The organism is Dehalococcoidia bacterium, from assembly GCA_035310145.1.
Classification (GTDB): domain Bacteria; phylum Chloroflexota; class Dehalococcoidia; order CAUJGQ01; family CAUJGQ01; genus CALFMN01.
Genome location: DATGEL010000071.1, coordinates 1 through 15,813, shown reverse-complemented (window position 1 = coordinate 15,813; position 15,813 = coordinate 1). Strand labels below are relative to the sequence as shown.

General features: G+C 69.6%; 13 protein-coding genes. 8 read left to right on the top strand and 5 right to left on the bottom strand.

Annotated features, from left to right (window positions below):
- Positions 1-532 precede the first annotated feature (532 nt).
- On the top strand, positions 533-2,503 hold the full coding sequence (gene acs / locus VKV26_13650; protein HLZ70941.1) for an acetate--CoA ligase: 1,971 nt from the start codon (positions 533-535) through the stop codon (positions 2,501-2,503).
- An 89-nt stretch (positions 2,504-2,592) separates the two neighbouring features.
- On the opposite strand, the gene VKV26_13645 is transcribed toward acs, so the two are convergent.
- Positions 2,593-4,092 (bottom strand): MDR family MFS transporter, encoded by a 1,500-nt coding sequence (locus VKV26_13645; protein HLZ70940.1) that lies wholly within the window; start codon positions 4,090-4,092, stop codon positions 2,593-2,595.
- 233 nt (positions 4,093-4,325) lie between these two features.
- On the opposite strand from VKV26_13645, the gene VKV26_13640 reads away from it, so the two are divergent.
- The 4 genes from VKV26_13640 to VKV26_13625 all read left to right on the top strand — a co-directional run bounded on the left by VKV26_13640 (position 4,326) and on the right by VKV26_13625 (position 8,639).
- A complete protein-coding gene (locus VKV26_13640; protein HLZ70939.1) occupies positions 4,326-4,907 on the top strand; it encodes a helix-turn-helix domain-containing protein in 582 nt (193 codons plus the stop codon).
- Positions 4,908-5,006: 99 nt separating this feature from the next.
- Positions 5,007-6,164: a site-2 protease family protein gene (locus tag VKV26_13635; GenBank protein ID HLZ70938.1), complete on the top strand. Its 1,158-nt coding sequence runs from the start codon at positions 5,007-5,009 to the stop codon at positions 6,162-6,164.
- A gap of 34 nt (positions 6,165-6,198) precedes the next feature.
- Complete coding sequence (locus VKV26_13630) at positions 6,199-7,575, top strand: MurT ligase domain-containing protein (protein HLZ70937.1); 1,377 nt, start codon at positions 6,199-6,201, stop codon at positions 7,573-7,575.
- 179 nt (positions 7,576-7,754) lie between these two features.
- Positions 7,755-8,639 carry a glutamine amidotransferase gene (locus VKV26_13625; protein HLZ70936.1) on the top strand — a complete coding sequence of 295 codons (885 nt, stop codon included), beginning with the start codon at positions 7,755-7,757 and terminating at the stop codon, positions 8,637-8,639.
- Between the two features lie 85 nt (positions 8,640-8,724).
- On the opposite strand, the gene VKV26_13620 is transcribed toward VKV26_13625, so the two are convergent.
- The 3 genes from VKV26_13620 to VKV26_13610 form a co-directional block, all read right to left on the bottom strand.
- The gene (locus VKV26_13620; GenBank protein ID HLZ70935.1) at positions 8,725-8,919 is read right to left on the bottom strand and encodes a hypothetical protein; all 195 of its coding nucleotides are present in this window, start codon (positions 8,917-8,919) and stop codon (positions 8,725-8,727) included.
- Positions 8,920-9,100: 181 nt separating this feature from the next.
- Positions 9,101-10,024, bottom strand: a complete 924-nt coding sequence (locus VKV26_13615; protein ID HLZ70934.1) for a hypothetical protein — start codon at positions 10,022-10,024, stop codon at positions 9,101-9,103.
- A gap of 228 nt (positions 10,025-10,252) precedes the next feature.
- The gene (locus VKV26_13610; GenBank protein ID HLZ70933.1) at positions 10,253-12,082 is read right to left on the bottom strand and encodes a serine/threonine-protein kinase; all 1,830 of its coding nucleotides are present in this window, start codon (positions 12,080-12,082) and stop codon (positions 10,253-10,255) included.
- Positions 12,083-12,332: 250 nt separating this feature from the next.
- Here VKV26_13610 and VKV26_13605 point away from each other — a divergent pair, with 250 nt between their 5' ends.
- Complete coding sequence (locus VKV26_13605) at positions 12,333-13,076, top strand: PspA/IM30 family protein (GenBank protein ID HLZ70932.1); 744 nt, start codon at positions 12,333-12,335, stop codon at positions 13,074-13,076.
- Between the two features lie 100 nt (positions 13,077-13,176).
- Positions 13,177-13,458: a hypothetical protein gene (locus VKV26_13600; protein HLZ70931.1), complete on the top strand. Its 282-nt coding sequence runs from the start codon at positions 13,177-13,179 to the stop codon at positions 13,456-13,458.
- Between the two features lie 271 nt (positions 13,459-13,729).
- Here the strand turns inward: VKV26_13600 and VKV26_13595 are convergent, their stop codons facing one another.
- Positions 13,730-14,794: a cupredoxin family copper-binding protein gene (locus tag VKV26_13595; GenBank protein ID HLZ70930.1), complete on the bottom strand. Its 1,065-nt coding sequence runs from the start codon at positions 14,792-14,794 to the stop codon at positions 13,730-13,732.
- Between the two features lie 198 nt (positions 14,795-14,992).
- Between VKV26_13595 and VKV26_13590 the strand changes: the two genes are divergently transcribed.
- The gene (locus VKV26_13590) at positions 14,993-15,679 is read left to right on the top strand and encodes a radical SAM protein (protein HLZ70929.1); all 687 of its coding nucleotides are present in this window, start codon (positions 14,993-14,995) and stop codon (positions 15,677-15,679) included.
- The last annotated feature ends 134 nt before the right edge of the window (positions 15,680-15,813 follow it).

The window sequence follows — 15,813 nt, the reverse complement described above, 5'->3', positions numbered from 1 at the left end:
TGCCAGGGTTCGGTCGAGACGCCCCGCGTCCCCCCGAACCCCCCGTCTGCCGGCAGCACAGCACCGCCCCTAGCCGGGCACGCGCCGCCCCCCGGCAGCCAGAGCCTTCCTGCTACTCTTCAGCTGGTAAGGTGCCGCATGTAACGACCCGCGCCGTTACGTCGTTACAGTACCGAGGCCGCAGGGTTCGAGCAACCCTCGCGCCGGCGCTGTCCAGATTCTTGCTCCGCAGCCATACCGCTGCCCGCCTCGGGCGCTCCCTCCGGCGGATCCGTCGGCTCGACGGAACGGCGGTGGCGGGGAGTGGTCGCAGAATCCGGTCCCCGCGTTTGGGGGCACCTGGATACGGTATCACGCGCGTTGCGCAATGCCAACCCCTTTTTCGGCGCCGTTTCCATGCTGGCTCGAAGAAGGCGGGGCGGGCGGCTCGCCTTGTCAGTCGTCGGGGTGTGTGGCATAACGGCAGCAGGCCCCCACGCGGCAGTATCGCCGCAGGATACACCTGCAACCCCGGCAGACACGGAGGAGAGCGATGGCGGAAGCTTCGCAGCGCGAGCAGGACATTACCTCGGTACTCAGCGAAGAGCGCATCTTTCCGCCGCCGGCTGCGTTCAGCCAGAACGCGCACGTGAAGGGCATGCCCGAGTTCGAGCTGCTCGCCGCCCAGGCCGAGCGCGATCCGGAGGGGTTCTGGGCCGAGCAGGCGACGCTGATTCACTGGTTCAAGAAGTGGGATCGGGTGCTCGACTGGTCCAACCCGCCGTTCGCCAGGTGGTTCATCGGCGGCAAGACGAATCTCTCCTATAACTGCCTCGACCGGCACCTGGCGACGAAAGGCGACAAGCGCGCGATCGTGTGGGAGGGCGAGCCCGGCGAGCAGCGCCTGCTCACCTATAAGGAACTGCACGCCGAGGTCTGCAAGTTCGCCAACGTGCTCAAGGGCCTCGGCATTACCGAGGGCGACCGCGTCGGCATCTATATGCCGATGGTGCCGGAGCTGCCGATCGCGCTGCTCGCCTGTGCCCGCATCGGCGCCGTGCACTCCGTGGTCTTCGGCGGCTTCAGCGCCGAGGCCGTGCGCGAGCGCATGGCCGACGCCGAGGCGAAGCTGGTGATCACCGCCGACGGCGGCTACCGCCGCGGCAACGAGGTGGCGCTCAAGCCCGCGGTGGACGAGGCCGTGGCGCAAACGCCCACGGTCAAGCACGTGATCGTCTTCAAGCGCACCGGCGCGAACGTGGCGATGAAGGCCGGCCGCGACCTCTGGTGGCACGAGCTGATGGCGAACGCTTCGCCCGACTGCCCCGCCGCCGAGCTGGACGCGGAGGCGCCGCTCTACATTCTGTATACGTCGGGAACCACCGGCAAGCCGAAGGGGATCGTGCACACCTCCGCCGGCTACCTGCTTGGCGTGACGCTGACCACGCGCTGGGTGTTCGACATCCGCGACGAGGATATCTACTGGTGCACGGCGGACATCGGCTGGGTGACGGGCCACAGCTACATCGTCTACGGGCCAATGTCCAACGCCGCCACCGTGGTGATGTACGAGGGCGCCCCGAACTACCCCGATTGGGGCCGCTTCTGGGACATCATCGAACGACACAAGGTCTCGATCCTGTATACGGCGCCCACGGCGATCCGCTCCTTCGTGCGCGCGGGCGACGAGTGGCCGAACAAGCACAACCTCTCCAGCCTGCGCCTGCTGGGTACGGTGGGCGAACCGATCAACCCCGAGGCATGGATGTGGTATCGCCGCGTGATCGGCGGCGACCGCTGCCCGATCGTCGATACCTACTGGCAGACGGAAACGGGCGCGATCGTGATCACGCCCCTGCCGGGCGCCACGCCGACGACGCCCGGCTCGGCAACGCGCCCCTTCCCCGGCATCGCCGCAGAAGTGGTGGACCGCGAGGGCAACCGTGTGGCGGACAACACCGGCGGCTACCTGGTGATCAAGCGCCCCTGGCCCTCGATGCTGCGCACGCTCTATAAGGAGCCGGAGCGCTTCAAAGAGAACTACTGGGCGCAGATGGGCGGCAAGAACTGGTACTTCACCGGCGACGGCGCCCGCCGCGACGAGCGCGGCTACTTCTGGGTGATGGGCCGCGTGGACGACGTGGTCAACGTCTCCGGTCACCGGCTGGGCACGATGGAGGTCGAGTCCGCCCTGGTCAGCCACGCGAAGGTGGCCGAGGCGGCGGTGGTCGGCCGGCCGGACGAAATCAAGGGCCAGGCGATCGTCGCCTTCGTCACCCCGAAGGCGGGCACTGCGGCAGACAATGCGCTCAAGGACGAGCTCAAGGGCCACGTGGTCAAGGAGATCGGCGCCCTGGCGCGACCGGAGGAGATCCGCTTCACCGACGCGCTGCCCAAGACGCGCTCCGGCAAGATCATGCGCCGTCTGCTGCGCGAGCTGGCCACCAGCGGCACCGTCGTGGGGGACACGACGACGCTGGAGGACTTTACGGTCATCGCCCGCCTGCGCGAGGAGGAAGAGTAGGGAACAGGGAATAGAGGGAGCCGGCGAACTCTGTCTCCCTCTGCCCTTGCCTGGTGTTGGCGCCGAGCGGCAACACGGCGCGGAGGCGCTCAATCGCCGGCAGCGGGCGCCAGCTCGCCTTCGCGCGCCCCGGCCGGAACCTGCCGGTGCATGGTCGGCGCCGCGTCCTCGTCGTGGATCAGGAAGGCAAAGCCTGCGCCGATAACCGCCAGCACGACCGCGACCGCGAAGGCGTCGTGAAACGCCAGCAGCGTGCCGTGCGCCACCGCGGCCCGCGCCGCGCGGTCGCCGTGCTGCGCGGCCGCAAGCGACGCCGAGGAAACGTGTGCGCCGGTCCGCTCGGAAAAGATCGTGGCCAGCACGGCGACGCCGACCGAACCGCCTACCTGGCGGTTCGCGTTCATCAGCGCCGAGGCTCGTCCCGTGTCCTTCGGCTGGATCGTCGCAAACATCGCCGTCTGCATCGGAATCATGCAGAAGCCGAGCGTCAGGCCGCGGGTGAACATGATCAGCCGGATCCACCAGATATCGGTTTGCAGGTCGATGCGCAGGAAGAGCGCGGTCGTCACCGCCAGGCCCAGCATGCCGGCCAGCATCATCCGCTTCGGCCCGACCACCATGTACATGCGCGTCGAAAGCTGCACCATTAGGATCATGCCGATCGCCTGCGGGAAGGTCGCCAGACCGGATTGCAGCGCCGAGAGACCGCGCAGCTCCTGCAGGAACAGCGGCAACAGGAAAAGCACGCCGATCAGCCCGCCCGAGGCGGCGAACATGAACAGGTTGGCATTGCGGAACATACGGTCGACGAAGAGGCGCAGGTCCAGCATCGGCGCCGTGTTGCGTAGCTCGAACACCACGAGCGCCACGAACAAAGCCACGCCGGCGACGAGCGAACCGACCACGCTCGGGTCTAACCAGCCGTGCTCCGGCCCGCGAGACAGCCCGAGCAGGATCAACGCCAGCCCGGCGCCCGAGCAGACGAAGCCCCAGATGTCCAGCCGCCCCGCCGCCGGCTCCCGGTGCTCGCGCAGACAGGTGATCGCCAGCGTAAGGCCGAGCAGCCCGACGGGCAGATTGATGTAGAAGATCCAGCGCCAGGAGAGATCGGTGACCAGCCAGCCGCCGACGATGGGGCCGACCGCGGGCGCGATCATCGTCGGCACGGCAATGAAGGCGGACGCCCTCGCCCGCTCCTGCGGCGGGAAGACGCGATAGAGCATGGCCGAGCCCACCGGGCTCATCATGCCGCCGCCGATTCCCTGCAGCAGGCGGAAGGCGATCAGGCTGCCCGTGTTCCAGGAGAGTCCGCAGAGCGCGGAGCCGAGCGTGAACACGCTCATCGCGAAGATGAACGTCTTCTTCGTGCCGAAGCGGTCGCCCACCCAACCGGAGGCCGGCACCCAGACCGCCAGGGAGAGCAGGTAGCCGGTGACCACCCACTCGATCGAGTTGTTGGTGGTGTGGAAGTCCTTGACCAGCGTGGGCAGGGCGACGTTGACGATCGTCGAGTCCATGATGTCCATGAACAGGCCGCAGACGTAGATTGCCGCTACCAGGTACTTGTATTCGATCGAGCGTAGCCGCATGTGCCGCTCCACTGGCGATTCGCGAGCATGGGGACGAAGGCACGCAGGCGGACGGCCTGCACGGCCGCGGTCGGAAGCGTACCCGCGCGTGACGGCCGGCGCCAGGTCCGCGCGGCAGCCTGCGAGTGCGGTTCCACTCCGCCTAATGTAGAACGTGAATTCCGGTTCGTCAATAAGGTGAATACTGAATCTCGTTTCGTGCTAGAATCGTGGCAGTTCACGGGAGTCGCGGCATGGTGCTTCGCAGCGATGCGCAGGTCAATCACCTGCGCATCGTCTCGGCGGCGACCGACGCCTTCGCGGAGAAGGGTCTGGCCGCGGACATGAAAGAGATCGCGGATCGGGCCGGCGTCGCGGTCGGCACGCTCTACCGGCACTTCCCCGGCAAAGAAGAGATGCTGACCGCGATCCTGCGCCAGGCGATCGCGGGCAAGATCGCCGGCATCGAGGTGGCCGAGGCGATCGCCGATCCGCTGGCGGCGCTGCGCTTCCTGCTCGCCCACGAGTACAGCCGCGTCGAACGCTACGGCTGGCTGACGGAAGCGACGGTCAGCGGCCAGATTCCGGCCTCGTGCACCGCCAGCCTGCGCGCCGATGTGCAGAAACTGGACTATGCGGGGCGCTTCGAGCGGCTGATCGAGCGCGGCATCGAGGCGGGCCAGCTACGGGCCGATCTGGACGTGAAGGCCGCGGCGGCGATGCTCGGCGGCACCGCGCTGCCCTGGAACTATCGCCGCTTCGCCCAGAACCATGGCGCCGAGCGGGCGGCGGCGCTGGTGTTTGCTACCTTCCTGCGCGGCGCCGCCGCGGAGTGATGCCGGGTGCAACGAGGGGCGATGGTATACTGGGTCTCCGGAAGCGCGGACTGTTCGGCGCATTGCGCTGCCCGCGTCCAGGTCAGCGCGGGGTAGGCGATGCGCGGGGGCTTCACCGGCGGCCGGCTGTTCGGCATTCCCATCCGCATCAACGTCTCCTGGTTCATCTCGCTGATCGTGCTCACCAGCCTGCTGGGCGGCCGCGTCTTCCCCAACGTGCTGCCCGACCTGCCGCCGGCCGCGCAGTGGGCGCTGGGCCTGGCCACGGCGCTCACCTTCTTCCTTTCGATCATCCTGCACGAGCTGGGTCACGCCCTGGTGGCGCGGGCCTTCGGCATTCCCGTGCGCAGCATCACCCTCTTCCTGCTCGGCGGCGTGGCGCAGATCGCGCAGGAGGCGAAGCGCCCCGCGGGCGAGTTCCTGATCGCCGCGGCCGGGCCGGCGGTGACGCTGGCGCTGTCGGCGTTGTTCTTCGGGCTGATGCTGCTCAGCGGCGGGCATCGCACGCCGGCCTCGGTGATGTTCGCCTCGCTTGGCCTGCTCAACCTGTCGATGGGCATCTTCAACCTCGCCCCCGGCTTCCCCATGGACGGCGGTCGCATCTTCCGCGCCCTGATCTGGGGCATCAGCGGCAGCCACCGCTGGGCGACGCGCATCGCCGCGTGGACGGGGCGTGCCTTCGCCGCTGTGCTCGTCGTGCTGGGCTTGTTCACGATCGTGGGTGTGCGCGGCCTGCCGTTTGAGGGGGACAGCTTCACCGCGATCTCGATGGTGCTGATCGGTTTGTATCTCGACAGCGCCGCCCGCGCCTCGCTGGAGTCGATGCGGTTGCTCGAGTTCCTACGCGACTACCGGGTGGGTGACCTGATGCTGCGCGACGTGCCGATTATCAATGCCGCGTCTGCGTTGCAGGAGTTCCTGCCGGAGATGCTGGCGGCGCGGGACTGCGACGCGGCGTTCGTGGCCGAGTATGCGGACGACGGCGAGGGCGAGGGCGGCCGCATGGTCGGCCTGCTGCCGCGCGGCCGCGCCGTGACCGTGCCGGTACGTGAACGCGCCCGGCTCACGGCGCTCGATCTCATGCTGCCGGCCGATTCGCTGCGCCCGGCTGCACCGGAGGACGATGCCGCGGGCCTGCTGCAGCGGCTCGAGGGCGAGGGACTGGTCGCCGTGCCCGTCGTCGCCGGCGGCGAAGTGCTCGGTCTCATCGGCCGCAGCACGCTCGCGCACCTGCTCGCCCGTCGTGGCCGCGGCTAGGCCCGGGCGGCCACCGCCGCGGGCGATCACCGCCGTGATCGCGGGCAAGTTGTTCGGCGCCGCCAGCCGCGGGCTGGGGCGCGGCGGCGGCACGGCATTGCCCGGTGTCGTGGCGCAGCGGATCGAACCGCGGCTGGTGAGCCGGCTGGCCCGGCAGCTCGGCGGCGGGCGCGCCCTCGTCACCGGCACCAACGGCAAAACCACGACGGCCCGCATGCTTGCGGAGATCGCCGTCGCCGCCGGCGCCACACCGGTGCACAACCGCAGCGGCTCCAACCTGATGCGCGGGATCGGAACGACCTTGGTGGAGGCCGCGGCGCTCGACGGCCGCATCCCCGACGCCAACAGGCGCTGCGGCATCTTCGAGGTGGACGAGGCGACGGTGCCGGAAGCGGCCCGCGCCCTGCGCCCCTCCGTCCTGCTCTTCGCCAACCTCTTCCGTGACCAGCTCGACCGCTACGGCGAGGTTGACAGCATCCGCGGCCTCTGGCTGCGGGCGCTGCGACGACTGGCGCCTGGGACGACGCTCGTGCTGAACGCCGACGATCCATCGGTCGCCGGCCTGGCGGAGGGTTACGCCGGGCCGCTGCTTTGGTTCGGCGTTGACGTACCCGGCGATGGCGGGGCGGCCCAGGCGGAGCATGCGGCCGATGCGCGCTGGTGCCACACCTGTGGCGCGGAATATCTCTACGAACCGCTCTACTTCGGCCACATCGGCCACTGGCGCTGCCCCGGCTGCGGGCGCAAACGCCCCGAGGCGCAGATTCGCGTTACCGGCAGCCGCGCTGACGTCGCCGCCGGCGGTCAGGCGCTCGAGATCGATGTGTGCGGCCGGCGGGTGGCGTTCACGTTGCCGCTGGACGGGCTGTACAACGCCTATAACGCCGCGGCCGCGCTGGCGGGCGCCCAGGCCCTCGGCTTCGAAAGCACGCCGGCGGCACGCACGCTGTCGCGCTTCTCGGCGGCGTTCGGCCGACAGGAGCGCGTGCAGCTACACGGGCGCGAGGTGCGCCTGCTGCTCTGCAAGAACCCGGCGGGGATGAACCAGGCGCTCGCGGCCGTGCTGACCGACACGCGGCCGCTTCATCTGCTGATCGCGCTCAACGACGGTGTGCAGGACGGTCGCGACATCTCCTGGATCTGGGACGTGGACTTCGAGCGGCTCGCGGGCCGCGCCGCCTTCCTGATCGCCAGCGGCAGCCGCGCGGCGGACCTGGCGCTGCGGCTGAAGTACGCCGGCCTGGGCGCGGCGGTCACAGTCGAACGGCGTCTGGCCGCGGCGCTGGATCACGCGCTCGCGCGCACGCCCGCGGGCTCGCGCCTGTACGTGTTGCCGACCTACACGGCGATGCTGCGCCTGCGCGGGTTCGTTGCGCAGCGGGGCGGCGGCGCTGCCTTCTGGCGGCAGTGAGGACGCGTCGTGCTCCTGGATGCGCCGCCCTGTTATCGCAAAGCTGTCGCAATTTCGGGCGATTTCACCGCCCGGATGACTGTACCCTTAGCGTGGCCGGTGGTAGGGTACCCACGAATTCGCCCCGACCCGGCGCCGGGAGGACGCCCGGCAGCGCACAATGGAGCTAGCTTGCGGGCATGCAATTTCGCTTACGGCTCGCCCATCTCTACCCGAACCTGATGAACCTCTACGGCGACCGCGGCAACATCCGCAGCCTGCGCTTCCGCTGCGAAGCCCGGCAGATCGCCCTGGTGGTGGACGATATCAACGTCGACGAGCGCTTCGACCCGCGGGCCTATGACCTCGTCTTCATTGGCGGTGGCCAGGACCGCGAGCAGCAGCGCATCGCCCCGGATCTGCTGGAGAAGGGCGAGGCGATCAAGGAGGCCGTCGAGGCCGATCTGCCGGCGCTGGCCGTGTGCGGCGGCTATCAGTTCTTCGGGGAGTACTATCAGACGGGCGCCGGCGAGCGGCTGCCGGGTATCGGCCTGTTCAAGATGTACACGGTGCATCCCGGCGAGGCCGCCGAGCGCTGCATCGGCAACGTGGTGGCGGAGTGGGAAGACCAGCGGCTGGTCGGCTTCGAAAACCACGGCGGCCGCACGTATTTGCACGGCAACACGGAGCCGCTGGCTCACGTCATCGCCGGCTTCGGCAACAACGGCGAAGACGGCAGCGAGGGCGCCCGCTACCGCAATGCCTTCGGCACCTACCTGCACGGCTCGCTGCTGCCGAAGAATCCGGCCTTCGCCGACCGGCTGATCGGCCTGGCGCTGGCACGCAAGTACGGCGAGCAGATCGAGCTGGCGCCGCTCGATGACTCGCTGGAGGCCCAGGCCCGTGAGGACGCGACGGCGATCGCGCTGCGCGATCGGGGGGCCGCGCGGCGCAGCCGGCTGCCGCTGGGCATCGGCCGACTGACGGCCCGCTTCGCCGGGCGCAAAGCGGCGTCCGATCGCACGGCGCGGCCGGCCGGCGATCTGCGGCCGGCGCATCTTCCCGTCCGCCCCGGGCAGCGTTGAGCGCGAGTGTCCGGACCGTCTCCAAAATGAAGGCCGCCCGGACGGCTGAGCGTCCGAGCGGTTGCGGTTTTGCGCGGCAAGAACGCTAGGCCGTGGCCGGCGCCGGCGTGGTCTCTACCTCATCCAGTTCGTCGACGGCGTCCTCGTAGGCGGTTTCGCCGCGGAACCAGCGGAAGGCGAAGAACGCCCCGGCCAGGGCACCGACGATCAGGGTGAGTAGCAGCAGCTTCTTCATCGGAGCTTCCTCCTCTTGCAGCACCGCGGCGATCGGCAGTTTCAACCCGAATCTCCGCGGTGCGCTCGACGTTCGCCCGGCGAGCGGCACGCTGGCCCACACCCGGCGCTGAATACCATAACACTCTATCACGCCGGGAACCGCAGCGGCCCCCCCTTTGCGGCGTCTCTTTGGCGGCAAAGCGAATCGGAACAGGAACCGCCGGGCGCGCGGGCCAGGGGCACGGCTACGACTGCGGCGGCGCCGACTGCTCCAGCCTCGCCTCCTGGCGCGCCGCCAGCAGCAGTGCATCCGGCAGCGACTCCGACCCGGCGGGGGCCACCAGAGCCACGATGCCATCGACCGCGCCGTGGCGGAACTCGACCAGGTACGCGCCGATCTGCACGCCGTAGGACTCGCCGGCGAGATGCACGACGCGTGACTCGTCGCCGATGACCCGTGTCGCCGGCACCGGCTCCGCGCTCAGGTCGGGCAGACCGGCCAGGGTGCCCAGCTTGCCGAGATCCTCGTCCTCGATCTGCGCCGTGGCGGCGGAAAGATCGCGGTAGACGGCGGCGATCGAGATCACGGCGACACTGCCGCCCAGCTCTCCGCCGGTCTGACTGCCGAGTGCGCGCTGGAAGAGGACATGGTAAGAGCCGGCGAGCCCGTCGGCGCCGTTGCCGGAGACCGCGCCACGATCGGTGCTCTCAAAGTCGATCGGCACATCGTACGGCTGCAACACGAGCTGCGAGAGGGCGCCGGAGAGGGCGCCGCCCACGGGCAGCGGCGGCCCGGCAATCAGCGGCGGCAGCGGAAAGACCGGCGGATAGAAATTGAACGCGTCGTTCGAAAGGCCGCTGCCCAGCGCGTCGGCCTGCGGTGCGGGCGGCAGATAGACGTGCGTGCCGACGCCGCCGAAGCCGACCAGCGCGAGGGTCGCCGCGGTAAGCAGTGCCAGCGACCCGGCGCAGACGGTTCCGAGGCGCAGCGCCCGCGGCGTGTGCGACCAGGCAGCGAATGTCGCCAACCGCCGGCAGACCGGTGCGGGGATTACACGCCCCAGCCAGCTGCCGCGGCGTCGCCCGGGCGTAAACGCTACCGGATCGCTGCTCTTGCCTGCGCCGCCGTCCGTGCCCGACGTATCCGCAGCCAGAATGCCGGCCGTCACCTCGCCGGCATCGCCGTTTGCCTCCGGCGGGACCGAACCCGCCGCCGGGCGCCGGAGATAGTCGTCGGCAAGGGCTATGCTATCGTCTTGCGCCGTCTCAGCCGCCGAATCCGCCACACCACCAACTCACGCCCCAAGCGGGCGGCGCGGCGGCACGCCGCGTCCGCGGGCTGTGCCGCCAGTCGTTATTGTAGCGAAGAGTATCTGCAAACGCTGCCCGCCAGGGGATTACGGCGCGGCAGATTTCAGGCGATCGTCCTGCTTTTGCGCGAGCTTCGTCGTGGCGTCGATGCCGCCGGCCGCGGTGCCGAGCAGCAGCACGCCGGCCGTATACCGTCCTCGGCGCCAGAGGATGGCGTAACCGGAAAGATCCACGCCCTCACTCTGGCCCGTGACTTTGAAGGTGGTCGTTTCATCGCCCAGCTTCGGCCCGCCCGAAGCCGGCTGGAACTTCACGTCTGCACCCGTATCGGCGAATGCCGAGCTGGTGCCGGTCTTCAGCCCCGCGGACGCGGCGGTTGGATCGGTGTAGGCGTCGAGCGTGACCGCGGCGATCTGGATGCCGGCGCCGGTCAGATCGAGGTTGAGGAACGCCTCGTCATAGGTCGCGATGACGCCGGCTTGCCTGGTCAATTCGGTGCTCTCGTCGAGCTTCAGGTAACCCGTGCCAAGCTCCGCTTCGCTCAGCGCCGCGGCCGAGAGTTGCTTTTGTACGCCGGCATCGGGCGTCGCGCCGGAGCCGGCCGGCGGATTGCCCGCCGCGGCGGTGGTCGGAGCGGCCTGCGCGGGGCTGCTCGGTGCGGCCGAGGCCGCGGACGCGGAAATGTTCGCCGGGGCGGGGCTGCTCGCTCCCGCCGGCCCCGCCGCGCCGCCGTCATCCGTCGGCTCAGGCGCGGCGGTTTCCCCCGGCGCCACGGCGGTGTTCGCCTGCTGCTTGCCGCCGCTCCTGGTCAGCAGTACGGCCGTGCCCCCAGCAGCCACGAGGACGACGACCGCGGCCGCGATCGCGACGAGCAGCGTGCGGCGCCGGCGCGATGTCACAGCCGCCCTTGCGATAGGCGCCGGGGCGTGAGCCGGCGGCAGCGCCGGCGCGGTGGCCGGCGCGCCGAACGTGGTTGGCAGCGTGGCACTGGGGCGGGTGTCGGCCGCCTCCACCGCGCTCGGCGCGGCGCCGAACTGCCGCGGACGGGCAATATTGACCATGCCGGCGTCGTCTCCGGCCGGGCCGGCCACGCTTGCCGGCGGCACGACGGCCTCGCCGGCCAGCGCGGCGGCGAAGGCGGCGGCCGTGGCGAGGCGCTGCAGCGGATCCTTTGCCAGCGCTTGGCCGACCGCCGCATAGATCGCTTCGGGCAGGTTGGGGCGCTGTTCGCGCAGCGGCGGCGGCGGTTCGTAGGCATGGGCGAACAGCAGGTAGGCCGTATCACCACTGAAGGGCGGCTTGCCGGCCAGCAGGTTGTAGGTAAGCACGCCGAGGGCGTAGATGTCGCTGGCCGGGCCGACGCGCTCACCGCGCACCTGCTCCGGCGACATGTACTCCGGTGTGCCCAGCGAGGTGCCGGTGCGCGTGTGCGTGGTCTGGTCGATGGCGCGGGCGATGCCGAAGTCCATCAGCACCACGCGCCCGCCGGCTTCGAGCATAATGTTGGCCGGCTTGATGTCCCGATGCACCAGCCCAGCCCGGTGCAGGTAGTCGATCGCCGAGGCGAGGCTGCGAATGAGCGCGACCACCTGTGCCGGCGGCAGCGGTCCGCCGAGCAGCAGGCGCGCCAGTGTCGGCCCTTCGATCAGCTCCATGGTGAAGAAGGGCAGGCCGTCCGCTTCGCCTACGTCGTAGATCGTGGCGATGTTGGGGTGGCGCAGCCGGGCAATACCGCGAGCCTCGGCGACGAAACGCTGGCGGATTTCAGGGTCTTCGGCCAGGTGCGGCAGCAGCACCTTGATCGCTACCTCGCGTTCGAGCGCCTGATCGCGGGCGCGGTACACCGTGGCGAAGCCGCCCTTGCCGAGCGTGCCAAGGATCGCATAGCGGCCGAAGGCGGTGCCGGGATCTGGCATGGGCGCCTCTCGCCGGGGCGGCCGCTCGCCGCGGTCGGTTCCTACGGACTATGCGCAGGCAGCCGGCGCCGCGTCAACGCGCCGGTGGCCAGCGGCGGCGGGAGGGGACGGGGTCAGGGCAGATGTGCGCGCGCCGTGCTCACGCCGCGCTGCCAACGAGATTCCGAAGCTGGCTCCTTCTCGGCCCGCGACCGCTTATACTGGGGAAGAACCAGGCAGCGAGCGACCGCCGGATGGGTTGGAGGAAGCAATGGGCATCCTGAGCCGCATGTCGACGATCTTCAAGTCGAAGGTCAACCGGGCTCTCGACAAGGCCGAGAATCCGGGCGAAACGCTGGACTACTCCTACGAGCGGCAGCTCGAGCAGGTGCAGAACTTCAAGCGCGGCATCGTCGAGGTGACCACCGCAAAGAAGCGCCTCGAGTTGCAGTCGTCGCAGTTGCGCGCTGACGTGCAGCGCATGGACAACCAGGCCCGGCAGGCGCTGGCCGCGGATCGGGAAGACCTTGCCCGCACCGTGCTGGTGCGCAAGCAGGCGGCGCAGCAGCAGCTCGACGGCCTCGACCAGCAGATCACCGCGCTGAACGATCAGCAGCAGAAGCTGAGCGACGCGGAGGCGCGGCTCTCGGCCAAGGTCGAATCCTTCCGCACGCAGAAGGAAGTGATCAAGGCGCAGTACTCGGCGGCCAAGGCGCAGGTGAAGATCGGCGAGGCTGTGACCGGCATCTCCGAGGAGATGACCGACGTTGGCTCGGCGATCGATCGGGCGCAGAACAAGACGTCGCAGATGCAGGCGCGGGCGGGCGCGATCGACGAGCTGGTCAACACCGGCGTGCTGGCGGACGTGACCGCCGTGGGGGGCGGCAACGACGTCGACCGGCAGCTCGCACAGATCACGGCACAGTCCGGCGTTGACGACGAGCTGGCGAAGATGAAGGCGGAGCTGGGCGCTCCCGGTCAGCGGCCCCAGATCGGGCCGCCGGGCAGCCACTGAGCGCGCGGCGCGGAGAGGAGTTTTACCGCCTCGGCCCGCGCCGCGTCATCGTGTCTCAAACCTGCAGATGGCGCGCCGGCCGGCGCGCGGAGGTAGCGCGATGATCGTCCGCATTCAGGGCGAGGGGCAGTGGGAGCTTACGGGGTCGCAGCTCGACGAACTGGACAAGATCGATAACCAGATGCTGGAGGAGATCGACCACCAGGACGGCACGCGTTTCCAGCAACTGCTCGGGCAGATGCTGGGCTACGTCCGTACGAAGGGCCGCCGGCTGCCCACTGACGAGATCGTCGAATCCAACCTGATCCTGCCGCCCTCAGATGCCACGGCCGACGAAGTGAAGGCGCTGTTCACCGATGAGGGACTGATCTCGTCCGTCTGACCGGGCCGCGCGGCAAAGTCGGGCCGCACGCGTCGGCGGCTTCGCCATCCGACCCGCGGCGTGCGGCCGTCTGCCGAAGCCCGGTGCCCGCCCGTTCGCCTGTTCTCGCTGCAACCCCAAGCCAGGAGGCCGACACGAACCTTCTTCGTGTCGGCCTCCTGGCTTGGGAGATTGCTGCCGCGCGGATGCCTGTCAGATGGTTTCAAAACCGGCGTTCACGTGCGATCGCATCTCTGCAAGCGGGAACCCGAGCCGGTTATGAAACCATGTCTTAGTAGGGCATCGGCATCGGCCGCGGCATGGGCATCGGCATCATCGGGCTGACAATGCCAGGCCCGTAGCGCGGGGGAATGTACGGCTGCATCGTGGGCTGCACCGGCTGCGGAGTCGGTTGCTGAGTGGGCTGCGTTTGCGGCTGCTGCGTGGGCTGTGGCGCGGGGGACGGAGTCGGCGACGGGGTGGCCGTTGCCGCCTGGCCGCCCGGGGTGATCGTGATCTTGCCGCCCGCCTGCGACATCGCCCAGGCGCCCTGCCCCGGCTGCAACATCGTCGCTGGCTGGTACTGTCCGCTCGCCGGGTCGTAGGTCCACACGGCGTCGGCGCCGCTGACGAGCGCGGCTTCGGTGCCGCTCGGGTCGCCGACCAACTGCCAGGCGCCGGGCGCGGCCATGAAGCTGGCGGGCGCCGTGCTGCCGGCGCCGAGCGCCATGCTGCCGCCGTTGTCGCTCAGCAGCCAGTAGCCCTGGCCGGCCTGCGTCTGCTCGCCGGCGCCGAGCTGGACGTACATGTTCGACTGCGGGTCGAAGGCGAAGGCGGTGCTGTCGCCGAAGCTCGTGCCGCCGGGCGGGCCGACCAGGTTGTAGCCGGCGCTAAGGCTTGCGCTGCGTCCGCCGCTGGGCGCGGCGTTGGCGGGACTGCCGCCACCGGTATTGCCGCTGCTGCTCGGTGTGGCGGCCGTGCTGCCGCTGTTGCCGGCGGGAGCGGCCGCGGCGGTGACGGTGACCGTGCCGTGCATGGAGGGATGAATGCTGCAGTGATAGGCGAAGGTGCCGGCCGTGCTGAACGTCATCGAGAACGTTCGCCCCGTGGCCAGCGCCCCGGAATCGAAGCTGCCGTTGTCTGCGGTGACGGTATGCATGACGCCGGACTGGTTCTGTGTCCAGGTGACGGTGCTGCCGGCCGTGACGCTGACGGAGGCGGGCATGAAGGCGAAGCCGTTGATGCTGACCGAGGCGGTGTCGGCACTGGCCGGCAGGTTACCGGCGGTGATCGTCACGGCGGCGAGCAGCGCCACCGCCGCGCCGGCCGCCGCGCGCCGGTTGAGTCGAGTAAACACGAGTCCTCCTCTCGGGCTACCGGGGTGCGTGGGTGCGGTGGAGTGGCCGGGTGGATCCGGCCTACGCAGAAGGTACGCCCACGCTCGATGCGCAGATGCATCGCGGCCGTGGCAAAGCTGCGCCATTCTCGCGAAGCGCATTCGCTGCCCCTCCGGAGGGATGCGGTATGATCGTTGGCAGCACCGAGGAGCGCGACATTGAGCGCGACCGCCGCCGACGCCGCGACCGAGCTGCTGATCACCGAAACCTTCGCCAGCGTGCAGGGCGAAGGGCTGCGCGCCGGCACGCCCACGGCCTTCCTGCGGCTGGCGCGCTGCCCGCTGCGCTGTGCCTGGTGCGACTCGGCGTACACCTTTCAGGGCGGCGAGCGCGTGACGCTGGACGACGCGATCGCACGGCTCGCCGGCTTCGGGCCGCTGCCCAACGTGTGCATCACCGGCGGCGAGCCGCTGGTGCAGCGCCGCGCGGTGCAGGCATTGATCCCGCGCCTGTTCGCCGAGTTGCCGTCCCTGCAATCGATCGAGATCGAGACCTCCGGCTTTCTGCCGCTCTGGGCGGCGGAGCAACGCCTGCACTGGAATCTCGACGTCAAATGCCCGCTCTCCGGCATGGAGCGGCATAACCGCTGGCAGAACATCGACCTGCTGCGCGAGGGCGACGAGGTCAAGTTTGTCATCGCCGGCCGTGAGGACTTCGAGTATGCCGTGCGCGTGGTGCGCGAGCGGCTGGCGGCTTTGCCGGTGGTCAGCTACTTCAATCCCGCCTGGGGTCTGGTTGAACCCAGGGAGCTTGTCGCGTGGCTGCTCGCGGCCGGCCCGCCCAACACGCGCCTGGGCCTGCAGCAGCACAAGTACATCTGGGGCCCGGACGTGATCGGCGTGTAGGGGTTTAGGGAACAGAGAATCCGAAGAAGTAGAGGGCACGAATGACGACGACCCAGCTCGATGCCTTTGCCCCGGCGGCGGAGATGCTGGAATGGCTGCGCGAGCGGCGCGTCTCGGCCGAAGAGTTGCTCGAT

Bases quoted from the DNA above. Each gene is read 5' to 3' on its own strand.
- acs (HLZ70941.1), top strand. From the start codon at position 533: ATGGCGGAAGCTTCGCAGCGCGAGCAGGACATTACCTCGGTACTCAGC.
- VKV26_13645 (HLZ70940.1), bottom strand. From the start codon at position 4,092: ATGCGGCTACGCTCGATCGAATACAAGTACCTGGTAGCGGCAATCTAC.
- VKV26_13640 (HLZ70939.1), top strand. From the start codon at position 4,326: ATGGTGCTTCGCAGCGATGCGCAGGTCAATCACCTGCGCATCGTCTCG.
- VKV26_13635 (HLZ70938.1), top strand. From the start codon at position 5,007: ATGCGCGGGGGCTTCACCGGCGGCCGGCTGTTCGGCATTCCCATCCGC.
- VKV26_13625 (HLZ70936.1), top strand. From the start codon at position 7,755: ATGCAATTTCGCTTACGGCTCGCCCATCTCTACCCGAACCTGATGAAC.
- VKV26_13610 (HLZ70933.1), bottom strand. From the start codon at position 12,082: ATGCCAGATCCCGGCACCGCCTTCGGCCGCTATGCGATCCTTGGCACG.
- VKV26_13605 (HLZ70932.1), top strand. From the start codon at position 12,333: ATGGGCATCCTGAGCCGCATGTCGACGATCTTCAAGTCGAAGGTCAAC.
- VKV26_13600 (HLZ70931.1), top strand. From the start codon at position 13,177: ATGATCGTCCGCATTCAGGGCGAGGGGCAGTGGGAGCTTACGGGGTCG.